This is a genomic window from Bacillus sp. KNSH39, assembly GCF_052656585.1.
In genome coordinates this window covers 2,265,448-2,284,802 of record NZ_JBQXYO010000001.1, presented here as the reverse complement: position 1 = coordinate 2,284,802, position 19,355 = coordinate 2,265,448, and the positions used below count along the sequence as shown (strand labels likewise).

The 19,355-nt window shown below is 37.7% G+C and carries 20 protein-coding genes; all 20 read left to right on the top strand.

Annotation, left to right across the window (positions count from 1 at the left end):
- The first annotated feature begins 49 nt into the window (after positions 1–49).
- The 20 genes from recG to sucC all read left to right on the top strand — a co-directional run bounded on the left by recG (position 50) and on the right by sucC (position 19,343).
- A complete protein-coding gene (gene recG / locus ACUL40_RS11455) occupies positions 50–2,098 on the top strand; it encodes an ATP-dependent DNA helicase RecG (RefSeq protein WP_001000816.1) in 2,049 nt (682 codons plus the stop codon).
- Between the two features lie 88 nt (positions 2,099–2,186).
- The gene (fapR, locus tag ACUL40_RS11450) at positions 2,187–2,780 is read left to right on the top strand and encodes a transcription factor FapR (RefSeq protein ID WP_000747348.1); all 594 of its coding nucleotides are present in this window, start codon (positions 2,187–2,189) and stop codon (positions 2,778–2,780) included.
- Positions 2,777–3,769 (top strand): phosphate acyltransferase PlsX, encoded by a 993-nt coding sequence (gene plsX / locus ACUL40_RS11445; protein WP_063220787.1) that lies wholly within the window; start codon positions 2,777–2,779, stop codon positions 3,767–3,769. The genes fapR and plsX overlap by 4 nt, the downstream gene beginning before the upstream one ends.
- Before the next feature lie 14 nt (positions 3,770–3,783).
- The gene (gene fabD / locus ACUL40_RS11440) at positions 3,784–4,728 is read left to right on the top strand and encodes an ACP S-malonyltransferase (protein ID WP_000515899.1); all 945 of its coding nucleotides are present in this window, start codon (positions 3,784–3,786) and stop codon (positions 4,726–4,728) included.
- Positions 4,728–5,468 carry a 3-oxoacyl-[acyl-carrier-protein] reductase gene (gene fabG, locus ACUL40_RS11435; RefSeq protein ID WP_000911773.1) on the top strand — a complete coding sequence of 247 codons (741 nt, stop codon included), beginning with the start codon at positions 4,728–4,730 and terminating at the stop codon, positions 5,466–5,468. Before fabD ends, fabG begins: the two co-directional genes overlap by 1 nt.
- A gap of 69 nt (positions 5,469–5,537) precedes the next feature.
- Positions 5,538–5,771: an acyl carrier protein gene (acpP, locus tag ACUL40_RS11430; protein WP_000786062.1), complete on the top strand. Its 234-nt coding sequence runs from the start codon at positions 5,538–5,540 to the stop codon at positions 5,769–5,771.
- Positions 5,772–5,829: 58 nt separating this feature from the next.
- Entirely contained in the window at positions 5,830–6,567 is a 738-nt protein-coding gene (gene rncS, locus ACUL40_RS11425) for a ribonuclease III (protein ID WP_001146875.1), read from the top strand.
- Between the two features lie 146 nt (positions 6,568–6,713).
- Complete coding sequence (gene smc / locus ACUL40_RS11420) at positions 6,714–10,283, top strand: chromosome segregation protein SMC (protein ID WP_445422643.1); 3,570 nt, start codon at positions 6,714–6,716, stop codon at positions 10,281–10,283.
- A 15-nt stretch (positions 10,284–10,298) separates the two neighbouring features.
- Entirely contained in the window at positions 10,299–11,288 is a 990-nt protein-coding gene (gene ftsY, locus ACUL40_RS11415; RefSeq protein ID WP_000007655.1) for a signal recognition particle-docking protein FtsY, read from the top strand.
- A 133-nt stretch (positions 11,289–11,421) separates the two neighbouring features.
- Positions 11,422–11,754, top strand: a complete 333-nt coding sequence (locus ACUL40_RS11410; protein WP_000891062.1) for a putative DNA-binding protein — start codon at positions 11,422–11,424, stop codon at positions 11,752–11,754.
- A gap of 12 nt (positions 11,755–11,766) precedes the next feature.
- Positions 11,767–13,116: a signal recognition particle protein gene (ffh, locus tag ACUL40_RS11405; RefSeq protein WP_000863460.1), complete on the top strand. Its 1,350-nt coding sequence runs from the start codon at positions 11,767–11,769 to the stop codon at positions 13,114–13,116.
- 101 nt (positions 13,117–13,217) lie between these two features.
- On the top strand, positions 13,218–13,490 hold the full coding sequence (rpsP, locus tag ACUL40_RS11400) for a 30S ribosomal protein S16 (RefSeq protein ID WP_000268750.1): 273 nt from the start codon (positions 13,218–13,220) through the stop codon (positions 13,488–13,490).
- Positions 13,491–13,504: 14 nt separating this feature from the next.
- Positions 13,505–13,732, top strand: coding sequence for a KH domain-containing protein (locus tag ACUL40_RS11395; RefSeq protein WP_000737401.1), 228 nt, complete (start codon positions 13,505–13,507; stop codon positions 13,730–13,732).
- A 121-nt stretch (positions 13,733–13,853) separates the two neighbouring features.
- Positions 13,854–14,369, top strand: coding sequence for a ribosome maturation factor RimM (gene rimM / locus ACUL40_RS11390; protein WP_000170278.1), 516 nt, complete (start codon positions 13,854–13,856; stop codon positions 14,367–14,369).
- Entirely contained in the window at positions 14,369–15,103 is a 735-nt protein-coding gene (gene trmD / locus ACUL40_RS11385; RefSeq protein ID WP_000686903.1) for a tRNA (guanosine(37)-N1)-methyltransferase TrmD, read from the top strand. Before rimM ends, trmD begins: the two co-directional genes overlap by 1 nt.
- Before the next feature lie 146 nt (positions 15,104–15,249).
- Positions 15,250–15,594, top strand: coding sequence for a 50S ribosomal protein L19 (rplS, locus tag ACUL40_RS11380; protein WP_001186516.1), 345 nt, complete (start codon positions 15,250–15,252; stop codon positions 15,592–15,594).
- Between the two features lie 101 nt (positions 15,595–15,695).
- A complete protein-coding gene (lepB, locus tag ACUL40_RS11375; protein ID WP_000711853.1) occupies positions 15,696–16,247 on the top strand; it encodes a signal peptidase I in 552 nt (183 codons plus the stop codon).
- A 20-nt stretch (positions 16,248–16,267) separates the two neighbouring features.
- Positions 16,268–17,158: a ribosome biogenesis GTPase YlqF gene (ylqF, locus tag ACUL40_RS11370; RefSeq protein WP_000236704.1), complete on the top strand. Its 891-nt coding sequence runs from the start codon at positions 16,268–16,270 to the stop codon at positions 17,156–17,158.
- A gap of 56 nt (positions 17,159–17,214) precedes the next feature.
- Positions 17,215–17,988 (top strand): ribonuclease HII, encoded by a 774-nt coding sequence (locus ACUL40_RS11365; RefSeq protein ID WP_001194265.1) that lies wholly within the window; start codon positions 17,215–17,217, stop codon positions 17,986–17,988.
- Positions 17,989–18,182: 194 nt separating this feature from the next.
- A complete protein-coding gene (gene sucC, locus ACUL40_RS11360; RefSeq protein WP_001020791.1) occupies positions 18,183–19,343 on the top strand; it encodes an ADP-forming succinate--CoA ligase subunit beta in 1,161 nt (386 codons plus the stop codon).
- The last annotated feature ends 12 nt before the right edge of the window (positions 19,344–19,355 follow it).

Here is a 19,355-nt window from a genome sequence, read left to right as displayed (position 1 = left end):
ACTCAAATAAAATGCAATAAAGAAAATAATGTGACGGGGTGTGAGAATCTTGAATGATGTTGTACAAGTTCCTGTTACGGATGTAAAGGGGATCGGAGGAGAAACATCTGAGTTACTACATGAGATGGGTATTTATACAGTTTCTCATCTATTAGAACATTTTCCATACCGTTATGAAGATTATGCGATGAAAGATCTTGCTGAAGTAAAGCATGATGAACGTGTAACGGTTGAAGGGAAGGTTCATAGTGCTCCTTTGCTGCAATATTATGGTAAGAAGAAATCGCGTTTAACAGTTCGTGTTCTCGTCGGTCGTTATTTAATTACGGCGGTATGTTTTAATAGGCCTTACTATAAGCAAAAATTAAAGTTAGATGAAACGATAACGATTACTGGTAAATGGGATCAACATCGTCAAACAATTGCTGTATCAGAACTTCATTTTGGACCGGTTGTACGTCAACAAGAAGTGGAACCTGTTTATTCAGTAAAGGGGAAACTTACAGTAAAACAGATGCGTCGTTTTATTGCTCAAGCGTTAAAGGAATATGGAGATTCTATAGTCGAAGTGTTACCGGATGGTTTGTTAGGGCGATATAAATTATTACCAAGATATGAAGCGCTCAGGGCATTGCATTTTCCGGTAGGACAGGAAGATTTGAAGCAAGCGCGTCGCCGTTTTGTATATGAAGAATTTTTCTTATTTCAGCTGAAAATGCAAACGCTCCGGAAAATGGAGAGGGAAAATTCAAAAGGGACGAAGAAAGAGATTCCGTCAGCAGAATTACAAGAATTTATCGATGCACTGCCGTTTCCATTAACGGGTGCGCAGCGCCGAGTTGTAGATGAAATTTTGAAAGATATGACATCTCCTTATCGGATGAACCGACTATTGCAAGGTGACGTTGGTTCTGGGAAAACAGTTGTTGCTGCGATTGGTCTTTATGCATCGAAATTAGCTCATTATCAAGGTGCTTTAATGGTTCCTACAGAAATTTTAGCTGAGCAACATTATCAGTCGCTTGCTGAAACGTTTTCGCATTTTGGTATGAAGGTGGAACTGTTAACAAGTTCTGTTAAAGGGGCGAGACGTCGAGAAATTTTAGCGAAGTTAGAACAAGGAGAAATAGATATTCTTGTTGGAACGCATGCCTTAATTCAAGATGAAGTTATATTTCATAGGTTGGGTCTCGTTATTACAGATGAACAGCATCGATTTGGTGTAGCGCAGCGCCGAGTTTTACGGGAGAAAGGTGAAAGTCCAGATGTATTATTTATGACAGCGACACCAATTCCGCGTACGCTTGCAATTACTGCATTTGGAGAGATGGATGTTTCGATAATCGATGAGATGCCAGCAGGTAGAAAGGTGATTGAAACATACTGGGCAAAACATGATATGTTAGATCGCGTTCTCGGTTTCGTTGAAAAGGAGATAAAAAAAGGAAGACAGGCATACGTTATTTGTCCTCTAATTGAAGAATCTGAGAAACTTGATGTGCAAAATGCTATCGACTTACATAGTATGCTGACGCATCATTACCAAGGGAAATGCCAAGTTGGATTGATGCATGGGAGATTATCGTCTCAGGAAAAAGAAGAGATAATGGGACAGTTTAGTGAAAATAAAGTACAAATTCTTGTATCGACAACAGTTGTTGAAGTAGGTGTGAACGTACCGAATGCGACTGTAATGGTTATTTATGATGCAGAACGTTTCGGTTTATCGCAGCTTCATCAGCTTAGAGGGCGTGTCGGCCGTGGTAGTGAACAATCATATTGTTTATTAATAGCAGACCCTAAATCAGAAACAGGGAAAGAAAGAATGCGCATAATGACTGAAACAAATGATGGATTTGTATTGTCAGAAAAAGATTTAGAATTACGAGGTCCTGGAGATTTCTTTGGGAGTAAGCAAAGTGGCTTACCAGAATTTAAGGTTGCTGACATGGTACATGATTATCGAGCGTTAGAAACGGCAAGGCAAGATGCGGCGATACTAGTAGATTCAGAAGCGTTTTGGCACAATGATCAGTATGCTGCCTTGCGTACGTATCTTGATGGGACAGGTGTGTTCCAAGGAGAGAAGCTCGATTAAAGGGAGTCAACAAAAGTTTTTGTTGCATTCTACTTTTAATGATTATATACTACTGTTAGTACCTAGTCATAAAAATGGATGGTGCGGTATGAAAAAAAGAAGAAGTAAAAAAGAAAGACAAGAGTTATTACAACAAACAATCGAATCAAATCCTTTTATTACGGATGAAGATTTAGCGGAAAAATTTCAAGTGAGTATACAAACGGTACGACTTGATCGTATGGAATTGTCTATTCCTGAATTAAGAGAGAGAATTAAACATGTAGCTACAAAGCAACATGAAGAAGATGTGAAATCTTTACCGTTAGAAGAGGTTGTTGGAGAAATTATTGATATTGAATTAGATAGACATGCAATCTCTATCTTTGAAGTAAAGATAGAACATGTATTTAAAAGAAATCAAATCGCTCGTGGGCATCATCTGTTTGCGCAAGCAAACTCACTAGCTGTTGCGGTTATTGATGAAGAATTAGCTTTAACTGCAAAGTCTACCATTCGATACATTCGCCCTGTAAAATTAGGAGAGCGTGTTGTTGCAAAAGCGCGCGTTGAAGATGTAGAGAATGATAAAGGACGGACGGTTGTCAAAGTGCGTAGCTTCGTTGGAGAAGAACTTGTTTTTACAGGCACTTTTGAAATGTATCGATCTAGTAATTATAGTGAGGAAGGTAACAACTTATGAAAATCGCAATAGATGCAATGGGCGGAGATCACGCTCCAAAGGCTGTAGTATTAGGGGCAATGAAAGCTATTAAGGAATATTCTGATTTACATATTACGTTAGTAGGGAAAGAAGAGGAAATTCGTCAATACTTAACCAGTGATGAACGAATTACTATTCTTCATACAGACGAAAAAATAGAATCAACGGAGGAACCAGTAAGAGCGGTTCGTCGAAAAAAACAAGCTTCAATGGTGCTTGCGGCACAACAAGTAAAGGATGGAGAAGCAGACGCTTGTATATCCGCAGGTAGTACAGGAGCTTTAATGGCAGCTGGATTATTTGTAGTCGGTCGTATGGAAGGAATTGAGAGACCAGCTTTATCGCCTACAATGCCAACTGTAGATGGAAAAGGTTTTGTTATGTTAGATGTTGGAGCAAATGTTGATGCAAAACCAATTCATTTATATCAATATGCAGTAATGGGATCTGTTTATGCTGAGAAGGTAAGAGGAATTGAAAATCCTCGCGTTGGACTATTAAACGTTGGAACAGAGGATGGAAAAGGAAACGAGCTTTCAAAGCAAGTATTTGCAATGCTTAAAGATGCGCCAATTAATTTCGTGGGGAACGTTGAATCAAGAGATTTATTGCAAGGTGTAGCAGATATTGTTGTATGTGATGGTTTTACAGGGAATGTAGCGTTGAAATCATTAGAGGGAACAGCACTTGCGCTATTCTCTATGTTGAAAGAACAGTTAATGAGTTCATTTACGAGCAAATTAGCAGCGGCGGTATTAAAGCCAAAACTTATGGTATTAAAAGATAAAATGGATTATTCGGAGTATGGAGGAGCTGCATTATTTGGATTGAAAGCACCTGTCATTAAGGCTCACGGTTCTTCTAATGATCAGTCGATATTTAGTGCGATTCGTCAAACGAGAGAAATGGTAGCGAAAGAAGTAATTCCTACGATTTCAAGCGTAATGGAGAAAGAGTCACTCCAATAAGAGGAGGATTTGAAATGGGAAAAATAGCATTTCTTTTTCCGGGCCAAGGTTCACAGGCAGTTGGAATGGGTAAACAATTAGCAGAGAATAATAAAGAGGTTGCAAAAGTGTTTGCAAAAGCAGATGAGGTGTTGGAAGATTCACTTTCAGAAGTGATTTTTGAAGGACCGCAGGAAAAGCTTACATTAACAACAAATGCGCAGCCTGCATTATTAACAACGAGTTTTGCTATTTTGACAGCTTTGAAAGAGTATGACATTACACCTGACTTTGTCGCTGGTCATAGTTTAGGTGAATATAGTGCTCTTGTAGCAGCTGGTGCATTAACTTTTGAAGATGCTGTATATGCTGTAAGGAAACGTGGCGAATATATGGAAGAAGCTGTTCCGGGCGGGGAAGGCGCAATGGCAGCTATATTAGGTGCTGACCCACATATGCTGAAACAAGTTACAGAAGAAGTAACAAGTGAAGGATATGCAGTGCAAATCGCTAATATGAATAGTACGAAGCAAATTGTGATTTCTGGAACGAAGCAAGGCGTAGAGGTTGCTTCTCAAAGAGCGAAAGAAAATGGTGCAAAGAGAGCGATTCCACTAAAAGTAAGTGGGCCATTCCATTCTTCACTTATGAAGCCGGCAGCTGAGAAGTTCCAAAGTGTTTTAAATGAAATTACAATTCATGACACGAATATTCCTGTTATTGCAAATGTTACGGCGGAAGTTATTACACGTGGTGCAGACATTCAAGAAAAGTTAATCGAACAGCTTTATTCGCCTGTATTATGGTACCCGTCTATTGAATATATGGTGAACCAGGGAGTAGATACATTTATTGAAATTGGACCTGGAAAAGTACTTGCTGGACTTATGAAGTCAATTGATTCATCAGTAAAAGCATATGCGATATACGATGAAGAGACATTAAAAGATACCATTTCAAATTTGAGAGGAGAAAACTGATGTTAAAAGGGAAGGTAGCATTAGTAACTGGCGCTTCACGTGGAATTGGTCGCGCGATTGCGATTGATTTAGCGAAACAAGGGGCAAATGTAGTAGTAAATTATGCTGGTAATGAACAAAAAGCAAATGAAGTAGTAGATGAAATTAAAAAATTAGGTTCTGATGCAATTGCGGTAAGAGCAGATGTTGCAAATGCTGATGATGTTACAAATATGGTGAAACAAACAGTAGATACATTTGGACAAGTTGATATTCTTGTAAATAATGCTGGTGTAACGAAAGATAATTTATTAATGCGTATGAAAGAAGAAGAATGGGATACAGTTATTAATACAAACTTAAAAGGTGTATTCTTATGTACAAAAGCAGTATCTCGTTATATGATGCGTCAACGTCACGGTAGAATTATAAACATCGCTTCGGTTGTTGGTGTTATAGGAAACCCAGGACAAGCTAACTATGTTGCTGCTAAAGCGGGTGTTATTGGATTAACAAAAACATCTGCAAAAGAGTTAGCAAGTCGAAATATTACAGTGAATGCAATTGCGCCGGGCTTTATTGCGACTGATATGACGGATGTACTAGATGAGAATATTAAAGCCGAAATGTTAAAAGTTATTCCAGCTGCTCAATTTGGTGAAGCGAAAGATATCGCGAATGCTGTAACGTTTTTTGCTTCTGATCAAAGCAAATATGTTACAGGTCAAACGTTAAATGTTGATGGCGGTATGGTAATGTAATAAAAGAATCGATTTCACCTAGTTTTTTTGGTCAATATTTAATATAATATTTGAGGGGAGGTGAATGGAATGGCAGATGTTTTAGAGCGCGTAACAAAAATCATCGTTGATCGTTTAGGAGTAGAAGAGACTGAGGTAGTACCAGCTGCAAGCTTCAAGGAAGATTTAGGAGCAGACTCCCTAGATGTAGTAGAACTTGTAATGCAATTAGAAGATGAATTCGAAATGGAAATTTCTGATGAAGATGCTGAAAAGATTGCTACTGTTGGCGATGCTGTGACTTACATAGAGAGTCATCTATAATGCTTAAGTGAAGTCCCGTTTTTTAGCGGGGCTTTCTGGCTTATATCTGGAGGGACCTATGCCGTACCGAAAATATAGAGAAAAAAAATACGAAACAAAATATCGTGAAGCATTTAAAGTGTTTCAAGAAAAGATAGGTATTACGTTTACAGATGAAAAATTATTGATTCAAGCATTTACGCATTCATCGTATGTGAATGAGCATCGAAAAAAACCGCATGAAGATAATGAGCGTCTTGAATTTCTTGGAGATGCAGTATTGGAACTGACTGTATCGCAGTATCTGTTTCAAAAATATCCGACAATGAGCGAAGGAGAGTTAACAAAACTACGTGCAGCTATTGTATGTGAGCCATCTCTTGTTCGTTTTGCGAACGAATTGTCATTTGGTAGCCTTGTTTTATTAGGAAAAGGTGAAGAAATGACAGGTGGACGTGAACGACCAGCTTTATTAGCGGATGTCTTTGAAGCGTTTATTGGTGCCCTTTATCTTGATCAAGGGCTAGAAACAGTTTGGGAATTCTTAAAAGAAATTGTATATCCGAAAATTAATGAGGGTGCTTTTTCTCATGTGATGGATTATAAGAGTCAGTTGCAAGAATTGATTCAGCGTGATGGCAGTGGCAATGTTGAGTATCAAATTTTGCAAGAAAAAGGACCAGCTCACAATCGAGAATTTGTGTCACGTGTTACGTTAAATAACGTAGCTTTAGGTCTTGGTAGTGGTAAGTCGAAAAAAGAAGCAGAGCAACAAGCTGCTGCAGAAGCATTGAAAAAATTAAAAGAACAACTATAAGGAATCCCCCTTTGAATGAGGGGGATTCCTTGTGCATAGAATGAAACTTTCTTTTTGTTTATAATGAAAAAGAAGGTAAATCCGTATAATACTTGTTTTTGTATAGAGAACATTTATAACGACGGAGAATAGGAGGAAGGCCTTTCGTGTTTTTAAAAAGATTAGAAATAGCAGGGTTTAAGTCTTTTGCTGAGCGTGTATCTGTTGATTTTGTCCCAGGTGTAACTTCTGTAGTAGGACCTAATGGAAGCGGGAAAAGTAATATTACTGATGCAATTCGCTGGGTACTTGGTGAACAATCTGCAAAATCATTACGTGGTGCAAAGATGGAGGATATTATTTTTGCAGGCAGTGATACGAGGAGAGCGGTTAATGTTGCTGAAGTAACAATAACTTTAAATAATGAAGATCAACGTTTACCAATTGAATACAATGAGGTGTGTGTAACACGTCGTGTATCTCGTTCAGGTGATAGTGATTTTTATATTAATAAACAATCATGTAGATTGAAAGATATTATCGATTTATTTATGGACTCTGGTATGGGAAGAGAAGCTTTTTCAATTATTAGCCAGGGGAAAGTGGAAGAGATTTTAAGTAGTAAGTCAGAAGAGCGTCGAGGTGTATTTGAAGAAGCGGCAGGCGTACTAAAATACAAACTTCGCAAAAAGAAAGCTGAAGGGAAATTAGCAGAAACACAAGAAAACTTAAATCGTGTACAAGATATAATTCATGAATTAAGTAGTCAAGTAGAACCTTTAGAAAGACAAGCTTCTATTGCGAAAGATTATCTTGAGAATAAAGAAGAATTAGAGAAAGTAGAAGCTGCGCTTATTGTCCATGAAATTGAAGAATTGCACGAGAAATGGGAAGCGCTTCGAAATCAGTTTGGGCATAATAAAAACGAAGAAGCTAAAATGTCAACGAATTTACAAAAAAGTGAAGAAGAGCTTGAGGAATTACGAGGACAATTACAAGCGGTAGATGAGTCTGTAGACTCGTTGCAAGAAGTACTTCTTCTTTCTAGTAAAGAGCTAGAAAAACTTGAAGGGCAGCGCGAGTTGTTAAAAGAGAGAAAGCAAAATGCTACGACGCATTGTGCGCAACTTGAGCAGTTAATTGTTGAATTAACAGAGAAAGCTAAAAGTTACGATGGTGAGATTGAGTCAAGTACAGAAGCTTTAATGCAATTTGTGAATGAAGTAAAAGAGTTGGAGCAAAAATTGCATGATAATGAGCAACTGCTTGCTACTTTTGCTGACAATTTAGAGGAACAGATTGAGAATTTAAAAGGTGACTATATTGAGCTTTTAAATCAACAAGCTAGTCATCGTAATGAATTATCTATGATTGAAGAACAATCTAAACAGCAAACGTCTAAAAACGAGCGTCTAGATAAAGAGAATGCGAAATATGTAGAAATGCGTATGGAAATTACAGCGAAAAAGACGAAACTTGTAGAAAGTTACGAACAAGCGAAAGAAAAAGTAGCTGGTATTCTCTCAAACATACAGAAGACAGAGGCGGCGCTTGGGAAATGTAAGACGCAGTATAGTGAAAATGAAACAAAACTGTATCAAGCATATCAATTTGTGCAACAGGCACGTTCTCGAAAAGAAATGCTTGAAGAGATGCAAGAAGATTATTCTGGATTCTATCAAGGTGTACGTGAAGTATTGAAAGCTAGAGAAAATAGGTTGCAAGGTATCGAGGGTGCTGTTGCGGAACTGTTAACGGTACCGAAAGAATACGAAGTTGCAATGGAAATTGCTCTAGGTGCAGCGATGCAGCATATTGTTGTACAAACAGAGGAGCATGCTCGTAATGCGATAGCATTTTTAAAGCAAAATAAACATGGACGTGCAACGTTTTTACCGCAAGCTGTAATTAAAAGCAGGTCTTTATCATTTGAGCAATTACGCATTGCAAATCAACACCCATCGTTTGTAGGTGTGGCGGCAGAACTTGTGCAGTACAACAATAAATATGAAAATGTAGTTTCAAATTTATTAGGTACGGTTATTGTTGCGAAAGATTTACGCGGAGCAAATGAGTTGGCGAAACAACTGCAATACCGTTATCGCATTGTAACAATCGAAGGTGATGTAGTGAATCCTGGCGGTTCTATGACTGGTGGGGCGGTAAAGCAAGCGAAATCTTCTTTATTAGGACGCCAACGTGAACTGGAAGAGTGGACTCGCAAGTTAACTGATATGGAAGAAAAAACAATGAAGTTAGAAAACTTTGTTAAAGCAGTAAAACAAGAGATTCAAGAAAAAGAAGTGAAAATACGCGAACTAAGGCAAACTGTAGAAGTAGATCGTGTAGATGAGCAGAAATTAAGAGAAGAGATTAATCGTCTAGAATTAGAAGAACATCGTATTAATGATCGATTGTCTATTTATGATTTAGAGATTGAAGGGTTTTTACAAGATCGAGTAAAAATGCAAGGGCGTAAAGAGGAGTTAGAAGGGATTTTAACGAATCTTCAAGCTGATATCACTAAGTTAGATAGTAAAATTGTAGCTTTAACAAAACAAAAAAGTGAGCAACATTCTTCGAAAGAAAAAGTTCAAAAAGAAATGACGGAGTTAAAAGTGCTGGTAGCTGAAAAGCAACAACGCTTATTTAATCAAAAAGAAAAAGTTGAACGATTGACGAAGGAAAAAGAAGAAACGGATGCGACACTTGTAAAAACGAAAGAGGATTTAGCGTTCTTAAAACAAGAAATGACATCTAATTCAAGTGGTGAAGAGCAAATTACGAATATGATTGAGAAGAAAGCATATGATCGTAATCAAACTTCAGAATTAATTCGCTCTCGTCGTGAACAACGTGTATCGTTGCAAGAGAGGGTAGAACATTTAGAGCGCAATTTGAAAGAAACGACAGGTAAACATAAATATATTCTTGAAATGTTGAAAGATCAAGAAGTGAGAATAAATCGACTTGATGTAGAGTTGGAAAATAGATTACAACATTTACGTGAAACATATACGATTTCATTTGAAGCGGCAAAACTAAAATATACAATGACAATGCCTGCAGAAGATGCGCGTAAGAAAGTAAAATTAATCAAATTATCTATAGAAGAGTTAGGTACAGTGAACCTAGGGGCAATTGATGAATATGAACGTGTAGCGGAGCGTCATACATTCTTACTAGAGCAGAGAGACGACCTAGAAGAAGCGAAAGCGACATTGCACCAGCTTATTACCGAAATGGATGAAGAAATGAAAAAACGCTTTTCTACTACGTTTGAAGGCATTAGAATGGAGTTTCAATCGGTATTCTCTGAATTATTTGGAGGCGGTAGAGCGGATTTAGTAATGACTAATCCAGAGGATTTACTAAATACGGGTATTGATATTGTAGCACAACCGCCAGGGAAGAAACTGCAGAACTTAGGTTTACTTTCAGGTGGAGAGCGTGCTTTAACAGCAATTGCGCTTTTATTTGGTATTTTAAAAGTACGCCCAGTACCATTCTGTGTACTAGATGAGGTAGAGGCAGCCCTTGATGAGGCGAATGTAGCTCGTTTTGCACAGTATTTAAAGAAATTCAGTAATGAGACGCAGTTTATTGTAATTACACATAGAAAAGGTACAATGGAAGAGTCTGATGTGTTGTACGGTGTAACAATGCAAGAATCAGGGGTATCTAAACTTGTTTCGGTTCGTTTAGACGCCGGAGAAGAACTTATTGCAAGTGAATAGGAAGGATGGGAAAGTATGAGTTTTTTTAAAAAACTAAAAGAAAAAATTTCAAAACAAACGGATACAGTTACAGAGAAATTTAAACAAGGATTAGAAAAAACGAGAAATTCATTTGCGGATAAAGTGAATGATTTAGTTTATCGTTACCGTAAAGTGGACGAAGATTTTTTCGAAGAGTTAGAAGAAATCTTAATCGGTGCAGACGTTGGCGTTGCGACGGTAATGGAATTAATTGACCAATTGAAAGAAGAAGTACAACGTCGTAACATTCAAGATCCAAAAGAAGTACAAGCCGTTATTTCAGAAAAACTAGTAGGAATTTACAAAGGCGACAGCGATTTTAGTAACGAAATTAATATGCAAGAGGACCAATTAACGGTTGTTTTATTTGTTGGTGTTAATGGTGTAGGAAAAACGACGACAATTGGTAAACTGGCGCATAAGTTTAAATCAGAAGGTAAGTCAGTCCTATTAGCGGCAGGAGACACATTCCGTGCTGGAGCGATTGAACAATTAGAAGTATGGGGCGATCGCGTTGGTGTAGAAGTGATTAAACAAGGATCTGGATCTGATCCAGCGGCGGTTATGTATGACGCTGTACAAGCTGCGAAAGCACGTAAGGTAGATGTATTACTATGTGACACAGCAGGACGCTTGCAAAATAAAGTAAATTTAATGAAAGAATTAGAGAAGGTGAAGCGTGTAATTGAGCGTGAAGTACCAGGTGCTCCTCATGAAGTATTACTTGTTATTGATGCAACAACAGGACAAAACGGTTTAAGCCAAGCGAAAACATTCCGTGAAGCAACGAATGTAACTGGTATTGTTTTAACGAAGTTAGATGGAACTGCTAAAGGTGGTATTGTATTAGCGATTCGTAACGAAATGGATGTACCAGTGAAGTTTGTTGGATTAGGAGAGCAAATGGATGACTTGCAACAGTTTGATCCAGAACAATATGTGTATGGTTTATTTGCGAACTTAGTAGAAACAGAAGAAGTATAAGTGAAAGGAGCGGTATTTCCGCTTCTTTTTCTATAAAAAATATATGATGTTAAGAAAAAAACTTGACACTCTTTTGGACTACATGTAAACTAATTCATGTAAAGGGAAATCACTTAACAAAGGATGATCCAACATGCTCGAAAAAACAACGAGAATGAACTATTTATTTGATTTTTATCAATCGTTGTTAACGCAAAAACAAAGAAGTTATATGTCGCTTTATTATCTAGATGATTTATCTCTTGGTGAAATTGCGGAAGAATTTGATGTAAGTCGCCAAGCCGTGTATGATAACATTAAACGGACTGAAGCGATGCTTGAAGAATATGAAGAAAAATTAGTATTACTTCAAAAGTTTCAAGAGCGACAGCGACTTGTTGCAAAGCTAAAACAGCTAATCAGCGAAGAAGAGCATGTGAATGAAGAAATGAAACAAGTTGTTGAAGCTATCGAAAAATTAGATTAGGAGGGCGGCAATATGGCATTTGAAGGATTAGCCGACCGACTTCAACAGACAATGCAAAAAATCCGCGGCAAAGGAAAAGTTTCTGAAGCCGATGTGAAAGAAATGATGAGAGAAGTTCGTCTAGCTCTTTTAGAAGCAGATGTTAACTTTAAAGTAGTAAAAGATTTTGTGAAGCGTGTGTCTGAACGTGCTGTCGGACAAGATGTAATGAAAAGTTTGACACCTGGACAACAAGTAATTAAAGTTGTACAGGAAGAACTTACAGAACTTATGGGCGGAGAGCAAAGCAAAATTGCTGTTGCTAATAAGCCACCGACTGTTATTATGATGGTTGGTCTGCAAGGTGCGGGTAAAACAACGACGACAGGTAAGCTTGCGAATTTGCTTCGTAAAAAGCATAACCGTAAACCGATGCTTGTTGCAGCGGATATTTACCGTCCAGCAGCGATTAAACAGCTTGAAACATTAGGGAAGCAATTGGACATGCCTGTATTCTCTTTAGGAGATCAAGTAAGTCCTGTTGAAATTGCGAAACAAGCGATTGCAAAAGCAAAAGAAGATCATCACGATTATGTTTTAATCGATACAGCGGGTCGCCTGCATATTGATGAAGAACTAATGGATGAATTAGCGAAAGTTAAAGAAGTTGCGAAACCGGATGAAATTTTCCTTGTTGTCGATGCGATGACGGGACAAGACGCGGTAAATGTTGCGCAAAGTTTCCATGAACAGTTAGGTTTAACAGGTGTTGTATTAACGAAATTAGATGGTGATACGCGCGGTGGTGCTGCATTATCTATTAAGGCTGTAACAAACACGCCGATTAAATTTGCTGGTATGGGTGAAAAACTAGATGCAATTGAAGCGTTCCATCCAGAGCGTATGGCATCCCGTATTTTAGGGATGGGCGATGTCTTAACATTGATTGAAAAAGCGCAAGCTACAGTTGATGAAGAGAAAGCGAAAGAACTTGAGCAAAAAATGCGTACGCTTTCGTTTACGCTTGACGATTTCCTAGAACAACTTGGACAAGTGCGTCAACTTGGGCCGCTTGATGAATTGTTAGGAATGCTTCCTGGTGCAAATAAAATTAAAGGGCTGAAAAATGCACAAGTTGATGAAAAACAAATTGGGCATATTGAGGCAATTATTCGTTCTATGACTAAATTAGAACGAGAACAACCGGAAATAATCAATGCTAGTCGCAAAAAGCGCATTGCCAAAGGTAGCGGTACAACTGTACAAGAAATCAATCGTCTAATTAAACAATTCGATGACATGAAAAAAATGATGAAGACGATGACGGGAATGCAAAAAGGTAAGAAAAAAGGACTAGGTGGATTGAAGTTTCCATTCATGTAAGGAAAAAAAGATGGCTCTGTTAAGAAAAAATACTTTACAAAGCAATAGTCTTTTTGCTAATATAATTATCTGTGTGAAATAAATTCGGAGGTGCTTTATAAATGGCAGTTAAAATTCGTTTAAAACGTATGGGAGCTAAAAAAACTCCTTTCTATCGTGTAGTTGTTGCAGATTCTCGTTCTCCTCGTGACGGACGTTTCATTGAGGAAATCGGAACTTACAATCCAGTTGCTCAACCAGCTGAAGTTAAGATCAACGAAGAAGCAGCATTAAAATGGTTAGGAAATGGTGCTAAACCATCTGATACAGTTCGTAACTTATTCTCTAACCAAGGTATCATGGAGAAATTCCACTTATCTAAACAAGGTAAGTAATTGAGGCAATGACTATGAAGAAGTTAGTCGAGACGATTGTCAAGCCTCTTGTCGATTATCCTGAAGATGTAAAAGTTACACAGGAACTTTGCAACGGAGAGATAAAGTATCGATTAACTGTACATCCTGAGGATGTTGGAAAAGTCATTGGAAAGCAAGGGAGAGTTGCGAAAGCGATTCGAATGCTCTTGTATTCAGTGGGACATCATAATGATGAAAAAGTAACACTGGAAATTCAATAAACGTAAAAAAGGGCGAGGAGTTATTCCTCTCCCTTTTTTAACATTTAAATAGAGAGTGCATGTTCCATCTGTGAAATGGAGATGCTTAATTTATATAGAAACCAGGGGTGACATAATATTTATGACAAAATGGTTTAACGTAGGGAAAATTGTAAATACTCATGGCGTAAGAGGAGAAATCCGTGTTATTTCTCGTACTGATTTTCCAGAAGAGCGATATAAAGTAGGAAACACGTTATACATATCGAATGAGAAAGGCACAGACTACCTTCCGGTGAAGGTAACTTCTCATCGCCAACATAAGACATTCGATTTATTAACATTTGAAGGATATAACAATGTAGATGAAGTAGAGAAGTTTAAAGGTTCTTTAATAAAAGTACCAGAAGAGCAGTTAGGTGAACTTGCTGAAGGTGAATACTACTATCATGAAATTATTGGTTGCAGTGTTGTAACGGAAGAAGGAGAAGCGCTAGGGACAATCAAAGAGATTCTATCTCCTGGTGCAAATGATGTTTGGGTAATTAAACGCCCGAAGGGTCAAGATCTCTTAATTCCTTATATCGATGACGTTGTACTTCAAGTTAATATTGAAAATAAATTAGTAACCATTCATGTAATGGAAGGGCTGCTATAATGAAAATTGATATTTTAACGTTGTTCCCAGACATGTTTACCGGTGTATTTGGATCTTCTATATTAAAGAAGGCACAAGAAAAAGAAGCGGTAAACCTTCGTGTTGTTAACTTTCGTGATTATACAACAAGTAAGCATAATAGTGTAGACGATTATCCTTACGGCGGAGGAGCTGGTATGGTGCTTACTCCTCAGCCTATTTTTGATGCTGTAGAAGATTTGACGAAAGAGACAGAGCGTAAGCCTAGAGTTGTCTTAATGTGTCCGCAGGGCGAAAGATTTACGCAGAAGAAAGCGGAAGAGCTTGCAGGGGAAGAACATTTGATCTTCGTATGTGGGCATTATGAAGGGTATGACGAACGAATTCGTGAGCATCTCGTAACGGATGAGATTTCTATTGGTGACTATGTATTAACGGGCGGAGAATTAGCCTCTATGGTTATTACTGATAGTGTTGTACGTCTCTTGCCAGGTGTGCTAGGAAATCATGCTTCACAAGTAGAGGATTCGTTTAGTACAGGTTTATTAGAGCATCCTCATTATACACGTCCGGCTGATTTTCGTGGTATGAAGGTACCGGATGTATTAATGTCAGGGAATCATAAAAACATTGATGAATGGCGACATAAGGAATCTTTGCGTCGAACGTATACGCGTAGACCGGATTTGTTAGATGAGAGAGAGTTATCTAAACAAGAGAAAAAATGGCTTGAGGAAATAAAGCGAGAGCAGTAATAACTTCATATATTTGCTATTGCAACAGGCCTAGTAATATGCTATTATAACATTTGTGCTACTGAAATCAGTAGCCGTATTAACGATGTTCCGCTGTAATTTATTAAGACTTTATAAGAGCATCTGTTTAAAGGAGAGAATTTAATATGCAACAATTAATCGCAGAAATTACAAAAGGCCAATTAAAAACTGACCTTCCTTCATTCCGTCCTGGTGACACTTTACGTGTACACGTAAAAGTTGTTGAGGGAACTCGTGAAAGAATTCAGCTTTTCGAAGGTGTTGTAATTAAACGTCGTGGTGGCGGAATCAGTGAAACATTCACAGTTCGTAAGATTTCTTACGGTGTAGGTGTTGAGCGTACATTCCCAGTTCACACGCCAAGAATCGCGAAAATCGAAGTACTTCGCCGTGGTAAAGTACGTCGTGCTAAGTTATACTACTTACGTAACCTTCGCGGTAAAAAAGCACGTATTAAAGAAATTCGATAAGACATGTATGGGAGCTTGTAAATGCACAAGCTCCCTTTTTCCAATCTATATGAAATTTTGGTATAATACGAGCAGTTTACATAACCGTGGAGGGGAAATGCATGAAAAAAGAGAAGAGTTCACTTTGGGAATGGATTAAGGCAATTTTGATTGCTGTTGTATTAGCTGGTGTTATTAGACAGTTTTTCTTTGCGCCAATTCTCGTAGACGGGGTATCGATGGCACCTACTTTACATGATCGTGATCGAATGATTGTGAATAAAATTGGTTATCACATTGGAGATCCAAAACGCTTTGATATTATCGTATTTCGAGCAACAGAAGATAAAGATTACATTAAGCGCATTATAGGCCTGCCAGGCGATGAAATAGAGTATCGTAATGATAAACTGTATGTTAACGGAAAGGCTTATGAGGAGCCGTATTTAGACAAGCAGAAAAAGCAAATTGCTGACGGACCGCTTACATATGATTTTAATCTTGAAGAAATGACAGGCAAGAAAACCGTTCCAAAAGATCAATTATTTGTTTTAGGTGATAATCGTCGTTTTAGTAAAGATAGCCGTTCAATCGGTACGATTTCAATGGATCAAGTAATTGGTAAAGCTAATATGTTATATTGGCCGTTAGAAGACGCACGTATTGTGAAATAAATGAAAAAGAAGGTGGCAACATGGTAATTCAATGGTTTCCAGGGCATATGGCGAAGGCTAGACGCCAAGTAACGGAGAAATTAAAATTAATTGATGTTGTAATTGAACTTGTAGATGCTCGATTACCATTATCATCTCGAAACCCAATGATTGATGAAATCATTACACATAAGCCAAGGCTTGTTGTTTTAAATAAAGCGGATATGGCGGATGATCGTTTAACAAAACAATGGATCGCATATTTTAAAGAAAAAGGCCATATGGCAATTTCGATTAACGCGCAAGCTGGACAAGGTATGAAGGAAATTGCAGCAGCTTGTAAAGTGCTTGTTAAAGAAAAATTTGATAAAATGGTTGCAAAAGGTATTAGACCGAGAGCGATTCGTGCATTAATTGTAGGTATACCAAATGTTGGTAAATCTACATTGATTAATAAATTGGCAAAGAAAAATATTGCTAAAACAGGAGATCGTCCAGGTGTGACAACAGCTCAACAATGGATTAAAGTTGGGAAGGAAATGGAATTGTTAGATACACCAGGTATTCTGTGGCCTAAATTTGAAGATCAATTAGTGGGTCTTCGTTTAGCGACAACGGGTGCAATTAAAGATTCAATTTTAAATTTACAAGATGTAGCTGTTTACGCATTACGTTTTATGGAGAAACATTATCCAGAACGCTTGAAAGAACGCTATAATTTAAATGAGATTCCAGAAGATATTGTGGAATTATTTGATGCAATTGGAAAAAATAGAGGCTGCTTAATGGGCGGCGGAATGATTGATTATGATAAGACATCTGAGCTTGTGCTTCGTGAGCTTCGTGGTGGCAAACTTGGAAAAATGACGTTTGAAACACCGGAAGAGTTTGGAGAGCAAGTGGAAGATGTGGAAAAAATAGAAGAAGTATAAGACGTGCGTTTGTGCGTCTTTTCTTTTTGGATATGTTTAAAAAGGAGCTTGTATAAATGCAAACTATGACGATAAAAGAAGCGGAAAATGTATTGAAAGAAATTATGAATGAAGAAGATGATCGCTTTCAACTGTTAATGAAAGATGATCGAAAAGGTGTTCAAAAGCTCGTTTTGAAGTGGTATAAACAAAAAGAGTTAGAACAGAAAGAAAAAGAGAAGTTTTTTGAAATGTCCAAGTATGAAAATGCTTTGCGTGAAAAAGGGGTCACATATATCGCGGGTATTGATGAAGTAGGGCGCGGGCCATTGGCTGGGCCTGTTGTGACGGCAGCTGTCGTTCTTCCTGAGGATTTTTATATTCCAGGGTTAAATGACTCGAAAAAGTTGAGTGAAGCGAAACGTGAGCGTTTTTATGATGAAATAAAAGTACAAGCAATTGCAATTGGAGTAGGAATTGTATCACCGCAAGTTATTGATGACATTAATATTTACCAAGCAACGAAACAAGCGATGTTAGATGCAGTTGCAAATTTATCTTGTACACCTCAACATTTATTAATTGATGCGATGAAGCTTCCTACACCAATTCCGCAAACATCAATTATTAAAGGTGATGCGAAAAGTGTTTCGATTTCAGCAGCATCCATTATAGCAAAAGTAACGAGAGATCGTATGATGAAAGAACTGGGAGAGAAGTATCCTGAATATGGATTTGAGCAACATATGGGATATGGCACAAAGCAACATTTAGAGGCAATTGAAGTGCATGGAGTACTAGATGAACACCGCAAGTCATTCGCACCAATTAAAGATATGATTCAAAAATAAGCTGTAAATATACAGCTTATTTTTTTATTTTGGCATATAAACATTACTATTTTCGAAAAAGAATAAAGCGATTTCAGTTTTCTGACACTTTATTGTAGACAGCGTGCCAATCATCTTATACAATGGCAATGTAATGTTTTTTAAACATTAAAAAACTTTTCGAGTAAAACAGGAAAACAGGGGAGGATGGGACCATGAATATCCATGAGTACCAAGGTAAGGCAGTCCTTAGAAGCTATGGGGTTAGCGTTCCGAACGGGAAGGTTGCATTTACAGTAGAAGAAGCTGTAGAAGCAGCGAAAGAATTAGGAACAGATGTATGTGTAGTGAAAGCACAAATTCACGCTGGTGGACGCGGCAAAGCTGGCGGAGTAAAAGTTGCGAAAAATTTAGATGAAGTTCGTACATATGCAGAAAGCATTTTAGGAACTACACTTGTGACACATCAAACAGGTCCTGAAGGTAAGGAAGTAAAACGCTTACTTATCGAAGAAGGTTGCGATATTAAAAAAGAATATTATGTAGGTCTAGTTTTAGATCGTGCAACTTCTCAAGTTGTTTTAATGGCGTCTGAAGAAGGCGGAACAGAAATTGAAGAAGTAGCAGAAAAAACACCTGAAAAAATCTTTAAAGAATATATTGATCCAGCAGTAGGCTTGCAAGGTTTCCAAGCGCGCCGAATTGCATTTAACATCAATATTCCAAAAGAGCTTGTAGGACAAGCTGTGAAGTTTATGATGGGCTTATATCGTGCGTTTATCGAAAAAGATTGCTCTATCGCTGAGATTAACCCACTTGTTACAACAGGCGAAGGTAAAGTTATGGCATTAGATGCAAAATTAAACTTTGATTCTAATGCGTTATATCGCCATAAAGACATTTTAGAGCTTCGTGATCTTGATGAAGAGGATTCAAAAGAAATTGAAGCTTCAAAATACGACTTAAACTACATTCCTTTAGATGGAAATATCGGTTGTATGGTTAATGGTGCAGGTTTAGCGATGGCTACAATGGATATCATTAAACATTACCACGGTGACCCAGCTAACTTCTTAGATGTTGGTGGCGGTGCAACTGCAGAAAAAGTTACAGAAGCATTCAAAATTATCCTTTCTGACAAAAATGTAAAAGGTATCTTCGTTAACATTTTTGGTGGCATTATGAAGTGTGATGTTATTGCAGAAGGTGTTATTGAAGCAACGAAACAAGTAGGTCTTGAGTTACCTTTAGTTGTACGTCTTGAAGGCACAAACGTAGAACTAGGTAAGAAAATTTTAAATGAGTCTGGCTTAAATATTGTTGCAGCAGAATCTATGGCAGACGGTGCACAAAAAATTGTTTCACTAGTGGGCTAATAGAAAGCGGGG